The sequence below is a fragment of the Kitasatospora sp. NPDC127111 genome, assembly GCF_042677465.1.
Lineage (GTDB): Bacteria > Actinomycetota > Actinomycetes > Streptomycetales > Streptomycetaceae > Kitasatospora.
This window is the reverse complement of the sequence record NZ_JBHXTG010000018.1, coordinates 103,784-111,223: the sequence shown is the minus strand read 5'-3', so window position 1 is coordinate 111,223 and position 7,440 is coordinate 103,784. Positions and strand designations below refer to the sequence as shown.

General features: G+C 75.9%; 9 protein-coding genes. 2 read left to right on the top strand and 7 right to left on the bottom strand.

Annotated features, from left to right (window positions below; translation table 11 throughout):
* Window positions 1-165 precede the first annotated feature (165 nt).
* On the bottom strand, window positions 166-978 hold the full coding sequence (locus ACFVHB_RS14575; protein ID WP_380320508.1) for a class I SAM-dependent methyltransferase: 813 nt from the start codon (window positions 976-978) through the stop codon (window positions 166-168).
* Between the two features lie 186 nt (window positions 979-1,164).
* Complete coding sequence (locus ACFVHB_RS14570; protein WP_380320505.1) at window positions 1,165-1,473, bottom strand: hypothetical protein; 309 nt, start codon at window positions 1,471-1,473, stop codon at window positions 1,165-1,167.
* A 431-nt stretch (window positions 1,474-1,904) separates the two neighbouring features.
* On the opposite strand from ACFVHB_RS14570, the gene ACFVHB_RS14565 reads away from it, so the two are divergent.
* Window positions 1,905-2,588, top strand: coding sequence for a Tat pathway signal sequence domain protein (locus ACFVHB_RS14565; protein ID WP_380320503.1), 684 nt, complete (start codon window positions 1,905-1,907; stop codon window positions 2,586-2,588).
* Window positions 2,589-2,735: 147 nt separating this feature from the next.
* On the opposite strand, the gene ACFVHB_RS14560 is transcribed toward ACFVHB_RS14565, so the two are convergent.
* The 4 genes from ACFVHB_RS14560 to ACFVHB_RS14545 all read right to left on the bottom strand — a co-directional run bounded on the left by ACFVHB_RS14560 (window position 2,736) and on the right by ACFVHB_RS14545 (window position 6,469).
* Window positions 2,736-3,797: a hypothetical protein gene (locus ACFVHB_RS14560; protein ID WP_380320500.1), complete on the bottom strand. Its 1,062-nt coding sequence runs from the start codon at window positions 3,795-3,797 to the stop codon at window positions 2,736-2,738.
* A gap of 71 nt (window positions 3,798-3,868) precedes the next feature.
* Complete coding sequence (locus ACFVHB_RS14555; RefSeq protein WP_380320497.1) at window positions 3,869-5,323, bottom strand: cytochrome P450; 1,455 nt, start codon at window positions 5,321-5,323, stop codon at window positions 3,869-3,871.
* 159 nt (window positions 5,324-5,482) lie between these two features.
* Window positions 5,483-5,842, bottom strand: coding sequence for a hypothetical protein (locus tag ACFVHB_RS14550; protein WP_380320494.1), 360 nt, complete (start codon window positions 5,840-5,842; stop codon window positions 5,483-5,485).
* Between the two features lie 27 nt (window positions 5,843-5,869).
* A complete protein-coding gene (locus tag ACFVHB_RS14545; RefSeq protein ID WP_380320491.1) occupies window positions 5,870-6,469 on the bottom strand; it encodes a nucleoside-triphosphatase in 600 nt (199 codons plus the stop codon).
* Window positions 6,470-6,701: 232 nt separating this feature from the next.
* Between ACFVHB_RS14545 and ACFVHB_RS14540 the strand changes: the two genes are divergently transcribed.
* Window positions 6,702-6,854 carry a hypothetical protein gene (locus tag ACFVHB_RS14540; RefSeq protein WP_380320488.1) on the top strand — a complete coding sequence of 51 codons (153 nt, stop codon included), beginning with the start codon at window positions 6,702-6,704 and terminating at the stop codon, window positions 6,852-6,854.
* 104 nt (window positions 6,855-6,958) lie between these two features.
* Here ACFVHB_RS14540 and ACFVHB_RS14535 read toward each other — a convergent pair whose 3' ends face one another.
* Entirely contained in the window at window positions 6,959-7,240 is a 282-nt protein-coding gene (locus ACFVHB_RS14535) for an HPr family phosphocarrier protein (RefSeq protein WP_380320485.1), read from the bottom strand.
* Window positions 7,241-7,440: the final 200 nt, after the last annotated feature.

Sequence of the window (7,440 nt, the reverse complement as noted above, 5' to 3'; positions counted from 1 at the left end):
GGGACCCCCCCGGCGCCCGGGCCGCCCCCCCCCCCCCCCCGCCCCCCCCGCCCCCCCCCCCCCCCCCCCTGCTCCCCCGCCCCCCCCCCCGGGGCCCCGCCCCCGCGGCCCCCCCGCACCCCCGCCCCCCCACCGCCCCACCCCGCCGTCGGCGCCCGGCCGGGGTCACGGCCGGCCGGCGGTGACCAGGTGGTAGTCGAGCAGGCCGTCCTGCCAGGCGCGGAGGAAGTTGCGGGTCCAGTGACCGGGCGGGACGGTGTCGGCGAGGTAGCGGTCGAGGCCGGGCCAGACGTCGGGGCCGATGGACTCGGTGCCGACGTCGGCGAACCCGGCCTTGGCGAGGTCGGTGGTGAAGCCGGTGAGGGTGTGGGGGACGTCGAGGCCGTCGGCGAAGCTGGCGAGCAGGAGGCCGAGGCGTTCGGCGGTGTCGGGGCCGTCGGCGGTGAAGAAGGTGGTCACGGCGAGGCGGCCGCCGGGGCGCAGCACGCGGGCGGCTTCGTGCGCGAAGCCGGTGAGCGCGCGGAAGTGCTGGGCGGCCTCGACGGAGTAGAGGCCGTCCAGCGAGGCGTCGGCGAAGGGGAGTTCCTCGGCCGAGCCGAGGGTGTAGGAGAGGCGGTCGGGGTAGGTGGCGAGGGCCCTGGCGTTGACGGCGCGGGCCCGCTCGACCTGGTCGGGGTGGATGTCGACGCCCGTGACGGCGGCGAAGCGGAACTCGCGCAGCGCGAGGGCGGCGCCCAGGCCGCGCCCGGAGCCGACCTCCGCCAGCCGCAGCCGCTCGCGCGGCTCCGGGAAGGTGCGCAGCACGCGCCGGTAGAGCTGCTCCTGGCTGCGCACCCGGTCGTCGGGCGTGGGCGCGGTGAGGTCGATGCCGCTCCAGTCGCCGAAGTTGATGAAGCCGCCGGCGAAGCTCGCGGCCTGGGAGAGGTCGTCGGCGCCGTAGGTCTGCCGTACGGCTGCGGGGATGCGGTCCTGGCTCATGGGCGGCTCGGTCTCCTCGTGGGTCGTCGTCCCGGGCGTCGGGGGCGCCGCGGTACGTACCCCAACGGGATCGCGGCCGAACACCACGTCCGGGTGGATCGCGCCGCCCCGGACGACGGGGAGGCGCGGCCCCGGGCCGTGCGGGCGCTCAGAGCGAGGAGGCGCGCCCCCGGCCCGTGCGGGCGCTCAGAACAGGGTCTGCCGCGAGTCCCACGCGGTGACCGTGGCGCGGCCCGGGTCCAGGGCGGCGCCGCGGCGGCGGGCCACGGCGGCGGGGTCGTGGGTGCGGCGCAGCGCCTCGTGGAGGGCCTCCCGGTCGGACCGTGCGCGGACGGCGCAGATCTGCCGGCCGCTCCGCCGCCCGGCGCCGGGGCCGGCCGCCATCGGGATCTCGACGATCCACAACGGCGTGGTCCGCCAGGCCGCCCGGTCCGGGGGCGTGGCGAAGGGGGAGCGGCCTCGCGCGCGAGCAGCGTCGGAGGGAACAGCGTCCACGGATGGCACCGCCTTTCGGGGGCTCCGCCGGTCCCTCACCGAGGGTGACCGGCTGGAGGCCGGCTGTTGCTCCAGTGCGTCGTACCGGTTCCGGTCGGTACGTCCCCCTTGCGTACTGGTGGTCCGGCCATTGAAACCGGCCCGAGGCCTGACGTCAATGGTCTAGTCCATTGAGGGCAAGCGGCGCCTGGGCGGTACGGCGTGTCGCGCTCGGGTGGCGATCGGCGTCGGTGACTCTCCGTGTCGGCGGCCTGGCCGTTCCGGGGTGATCGGGGGTCCTGTTGCTGACGGATTTGTCAGCAACTCCTGCGCGATGGGTTGACGGTGCACTGACACGGCTCTACAACGTTGTCAGCTGCCGGATGTCCCCAACTACTCGGGCAGCCGCGGAAGTTCGTCTTCCCTCACCCCTCGCCGAGAGAGGCTCCCCCATGCGCACTCGCTCCTGCCTGGCGTTGGCCGCAGTCGCCGCGACGCTGGCCGTCGGCGCCGCCCCCGCATCCGCCTCGGCCGGCGGCACGGCGGCCGAGACGGCGGTGCTGACCACCGGCGACGCCGGCGGCACCCCGGTCGCGGTCGGCGACGTCCTGGTCGCGCCGCTCGCCGCCAACACGCGCGCCACCTTCTACTCGACCGCCACCGGCTCGACCGGGGTCACCTGCGCCGTCTCGCAGTTCACCGCTCGGGTGCTCGGCAACCCCGCCGCCCCCGGGACGGCGACGGAGTCCCTGACCGGGCACACGTTCGGCTCGTGCACCAGCAACGTCACCGGGGTCACGTCCGTCCGGAGCCTCACCGTGGGCAACCTCCCGTACACCGTGTCGGTCGGGGACTCCGCCGGCTACCCGGTCGCGATCACCGCCGGGGTGGGCGGACCGGTCCAGGCCACGGCCGTGCTGAACTCGTGGTTCGGCACCCTCACCTGCAGCTACCAGCTCAGTGGCGCCTTCACGGGGAGCGCCGACAACGCCGCCCACAGCCTGGTCTTCCGCAACGAGCACTTCGTCAAGAGCGGCGGATCGAGCCTGTGCCCCGGCGACGGGTACTTCTCCGCCACGTACGGGCCGGTCACCGACAGCAGCCAGGCCGGCGGCCCCGTGGTGCACGTGAACTGACCCCTGACCCCTGACCACTGACCCCTGAACCCTGACCACTGACCGCTGACCGCTGATCGCCGCGGTCCCGCCCGGGTCCGGCTCACCGCCGGGTCCGGGCGGTGAGCCGGACCCGGGCCCGAGGGGAGTCGGCCGAGGGGCGCGGGCTCAGGCCGGGGCCTGCGGGGCGGGCAGGGCCGGGGTGCCGGTGAGGCGCAGCGTGTCGACCTCCAGGTAGCGGCGGGAGTTGAGCGCCCACTCCAGGTTGCCGCGCATCCAGGCCTTCATGCCGTCGGTGAAGGCGCCGATCGCGGCCCGGTCGGACTCCCGCAGGCCGTGCCAGCCGCGGCACAGGGTGGTGAGCGACTCCTCGGCGTGCAGGAAGGCGTCGATGTCACGGGCGACCTTGCGGTACACGTGGTCGATGGCGTCCTGCATCCCGCAGCGGAGCTCCCGGCTCACCGCCAGCACGCCGTTGGTGACCTCGCCGACGACGAGCTCCTTCCGCAGCGAGAGGACGTCGTTGACCCAGACGACGACGTCGGCGGCCTTGTTGACCATGGTGCGCAACTGCTCGGACTCGTGGAACAGCGCGGGGACCTCCAGACCGGCCGCGTACTCCAGCAGGTCCAGCGACGGGGTGATGCCGCCCGAGGCGCGGCGCAGCTGGGTGTAGCCGCTGAGGGCGGGGACGTGCCGGTGCTCGCGGTTGGCCGCCTCGTAGTGGAAGGCGTCCAGGAACTGCCCCATGTGGGTGATGAACCGCAGCTGCCACTGGAGGCTCTGCCGGCCGGCGAGCCGCCGCCACACCTCGGCGAGCTCCACCGCGAGCGGCGGCACGTCCCGGGCCGGTGACGGCTCGCCCGACCGCAGCGAGAGGGCGGCGAGCATCCGCAGGGTGGCGCGGGTGTGGCCGGCCGCCTCCGCCGACGCGCAGCCGTCGTAGAGGTCGTCGATGACGAAGGCCCAGGTGAACCAGCCGGCGAGCGGTTCGAGCCGCTCCGCGCGCAGGTGCGGGTAGCAGCGGGCGATGAGCTCGCCCAGGTGGGTGTCGGCGAGCCGCTGACGGGCGCGCGGGCTGTCCACCAGGCCGTAGCGGTCGGCCCAGTCCAGGATGAGCCGCTCCAACTCCTCCCGGTGCGGGGACATCCGGGGCGGCAGCCGGTAGAGGACGTGGTCGGGGCCGGGCAGCAGCCGGAGGTCGAGGGGGACGGTACGGGGTGTCGTCATGCGGTGTCGGGCTCCTTCGGGCCGCGTTCCTTCGGGCCGGTCCACTGCGGCGCGGTCCACTGCGGCGCGGTTCAGGCGCGGCGGTGCAGCCGCAGGCGCAGCGGGGCCGGATGGATCACGGTCCAGGGCCGGGGCTCGACCAGGTGCCGGGGCACCGGCCCGGGCGGCGGTTCCAGCCGCCACCGGGAGGCGATCACGGCGACGGCCAGGGTGATCTCGGTGAGGGCGTAGACGTCCCCGATGCACTTGCGGGAGCCCGTGCCGAAGGGGACGTAGGCCTGGCGCGGGAGCAGGGCGTGGCGTTCGGGCAACCAGCGGTCGACGTCGAAGAGTTCGGGCTCGGGGTAGAGGTCGGGGCGGTGGTGGACGAGGTAGGGGGAGAGCAGGACCGGGGTGCCCGGGCGGAGGTGCCGGCCGGCCAGCTCGACGGGGGCGGTCACGGTGCGGCTGTAGAACCAGGCGGACGGGTAGAAGCGGAGCGTCTCCGCCACCACGCGGCGGGCGAGGTCCAGGCGGGTGACGTCCGCGAGGGTGAGCGGCGGGAGGGGGCCGGCCTCGGCGCCGGCTCTACTGCCGTCGCCGGGCGGGAGGGCGGTGCCCGGTGGGAGCCCGGTGTCGGGCGGGAGGGCGGTGTCCGGCGGGAGGACGGTGCGCGCCTCCTGGGCGACGGCGTCGGCGAGCACCTCGTCCCGGGAGAGGAAGTGCAGCGCCCAGCCGAGCGCCGAGGCGGAGGTGCCGATGCCGCCGGTGAGCATGGTGACGACCTGGTCGTGCATCTCGCGGTCGGTCAGTCCCTCCGCGACCATCAGCGTCAGCAGGTCGCGCTCGCTGCCGGTGTCCTCGCCGCGGCGGCGGTCCGCGATCGCGCCGTCGACCACCTGGCCGACGATGCGGCACGCCCGGCGGAAGCGGCGGTTGGCCCGCGTCGGCAGCAGGTCGAGCAGCCGGAACGGCGAGCGCATCTGCCGGCCGATGCCCTGGTGGAAGTCCGGGTAGGCGTCGGCGATGTCCGCCACGGCGGCGGAGGAGCCGTCCGCGGAGAACATCGTCCGGGTGATGATCCTGGCGATCAGCGGATAGGCGTGCCGCTCGACCTCGATCACCGCGCCGTCCCGCCAGCCGGCCGAGGCGGCGAGGATCTCCTCCCGCATCACCGCCAGGTAGCGGGTGAACGCGTCCGGGCGGAACGCGGGTTGGAGCTGCCGGCGCTGCCGGCGGTGCACGTCGTGGGGCGTGGAGCCCAGGCCGTCGCCCAGGAACGGCCGCAGCTTGTCGAAGAGCGGGCCGCCCTTGTCGAAGTGCCGGGTGTCGGTGAGGACTTGGTGGAACAGCTCGGGGGAGCAGACCATCATCGCGCGCTGCGGCCCGAGCCGGAGCTCCACCAGGTCACCCTGCTCGGCGAGCGAGCGCAGGAACGGCAGCGGATTGCGGACCAGCGCCGGGGCGTGGCCGAGCAGCGGGAGCGCGCCCGCTGCCCGGGCGGTGCGGTAGGAGGGGGTGGCGGTCGGTGCGGTGGGTGCGGTCATGGCTCTCCGTTCGACGCGGGCCGGAATCCGCGGGCGGCGCCCGGTCCGACCGGCCGCCCGAAGGCAGTCAATCTGGCACTCCGCGTACGGAGTTGAGAAGTCCGCGGCCGCCCCGAAAATCTGTGCTGGGACGGTTTTCGGCCGGAGTGAGGCAGCCTGTCAGGAAACGTCTCGTTCGCCGCGCTCCCGGTCGGCGGGGACGCTCCGGGGGAAGGCCCGGGCGAAGAGCCGGCAGGCCTGGCGGGCCACCCGGCACCACGTCCGCGCCGCGGCGCCGAGCACCCGGTACCAGGCGATGCCGAACGGCAGGGCGATCGCGAACCAGGACGGCGGCGCCAGCTCACCCGGCCGCCGGGCACCCTCCCGCGCCCAGCGGCGGCACCGCTCGACACCCCGGCCGGTCCAGCCCGCGCACCGGTCGGCGCGCCCGGCCCAGCGGGTGGCGGCGCCCAGCAGCCGGGCGCGCCGCCCGTCGCGGCGGCGGGGGACCGCTTCTCCGGTCCGGTCGTGACGGTCCATCGGTCGCGTCCTCTCCCGGCCCGCGGCTCAGCGCGCCGCCGGTTCCAGGCGTGCCGCCAGCTGTGCCGGGAGGGCGTCCCGGCCCGCCCGGGCCAGCCGGATCAGCTCGACGTCAGCGCGGCGCTTCAGCGCGTCGGTGAGCGGGCCCGGCTGCGCCTGCACCGTGGCGACCACGTCCACCTCGGCGGCGAACAGTGCCCGGACGGCGTCCTGGAACGGGGGGTACGCCAGCTCCATCCGCCCGAGCTCGTCGATCAGGACCAGCCGTTCCCGCGGGACCAGCCGTTCCTGCGGGACCAGCCGTTCCCGCAGGAGCACCCGCTCCCGCGCCGGGGTGACGGGCGTGGTCGCCGGAGGCGTCAGGGAGGGCAGCGCCAGCTGCGCCATCACCCGCAGGTCGACGCCGTACCGCCCGACCCGTGGCGGCCCGGGGAAGGAGACGTGGGCGAGCACGGCCCGCCGGCCGTCCAGCGTCTCCAGGGCGAAGCCGACCCGGGCTCCGTCGGAGCGGATCTCCTCGGTGGTGAAGCCGGCCGCCTCCCGGGTGTGCAGCAGTGCCGCCAGCCGGCGGATCGCGGTGGTCTTCCCGCTGCCGGGGCGGCCCTCGATCAGGATCCTCGTCGGCATCACGCGCTCCGTGGCAGGGACGACGGTGGTGGGCCCCCGGCCCGTCTCCCGCCGGTGTCGTGCCGGTCTCCCGCCGGTCTCCCGCCGGTCTCTTGAGGTCGAGTGCTCCTGGTATCCAGCCTCCCACCCGGTCCGCTTCGCCGGGAGCGTGGCCGGTCCGGGTGATGGTTCGGGCGCGCACCCGGTGGGCCCGTTCGCCGGGGCGGAAAGCTGTGCCCCGGCCGGGGCGCGGGTGTGCCGGTGCCCCGGCCGGGTCCGGCTGGACGACGCGCCGCGGACGGTCCGCCTCGGCACCGACCCGAACGACCTGCTGGACGCGTTCGGCGCGGGCCGCCCGCCCGTCGACCCGCGGCGCGGCACGTTCCCGGTCCGCCTGACCGCCTGACCGCCTGACTGCCTGACCGCCTGACCGCCGGAGGCCCACCGGGCCGTGCGGCGTTCGCAGCGGGCTCCTGTTGCGATCCGGGGGGCCTCACACCGGGGTGGGTGTCACGCCGGGGTCGGTGTGGCGTCGAGGTCGGTGGCGAGCAGGTCGGCGAGCTCCTTGACGGCCTGCTGGGCCTGGTCGCCCTCGGCGGACAGCTCCAGGGTCTCGCCGTGCCCGGCGGCCAGGGCGAGGACGGAGAGCAGGCTGCGGGCGTCGACGCCGGGCTGGCCGGGGCGGCCGAGGGTGACCTTGACGGGCTGGCGGGCGGCGGCCTTCACGAGGGCCGAGGCGGGCCGGGCGTGCAGGCCGCTCTGCGAGGCGACGGTGACGAGGAGTCGGTGCATGAGGGGCTTCTTCCTTCGCTCTGGGGCGGTCGGGGGCGGAACCGGGGGCGGAACCGGGGGCGGAACTGGGGGCCGCAGGTGCTGGTCGCCGGCCGGGGTGGGAGGCCGGCCGGCGACGAGCCGGGGTGGAGGGTGAGAGGGGGGAGGACCGGGACCCGCGCCGTGGGGTGGGGTGCGGGGCCAGGGCCGGCCCGGCGGCC

Bases quoted from the DNA above. Each gene is read 5' to 3' on its own strand.
- ACFVHB_RS14555 (WP_380320497.1), bottom strand. From the start codon at position 5,323: ATGACCGCACCCACCGCACCGACCGCCACCCCCTCCTACCGCACCGCC.
- ACFVHB_RS14565 (WP_380320503.1), top strand. From the start codon at position 1,905: ATGCGCACTCGCTCCTGCCTGGCGTTGGCCGCAGTCGCCGCGACGCTG.
- ACFVHB_RS14550 (WP_380320494.1), bottom strand. From the start codon at position 5,842: ATGGACCGTCACGACCGGACCGGAGAAGCGGTCCCCCGCCGCCGCGAC.
- ACFVHB_RS14545 (WP_380320491.1), bottom strand. From the start codon at position 6,469: ATGCCGACGAGGATCCTGATCGAGGGCCGCCCCGGCAGCGGGAAGACC.
- ACFVHB_RS14560 (WP_380320500.1), bottom strand. From the start codon at position 3,797: ATGACGACACCCCGTACCGTCCCCCTCGACCTCCGGCTGCTGCCCGGC.
- ACFVHB_RS14535 (WP_380320485.1), bottom strand. From the start codon at position 7,240: ATGCACCGACTCCTCGTCACCGTCGCCTCGCAGAGCGGCCTGCACGCC.
- ACFVHB_RS14575 (WP_380320508.1), bottom strand. From the start codon at position 978: ATGAGCCAGGACCGCATCCCCGCAGCCGTACGGCAGACCTACGGCGCC.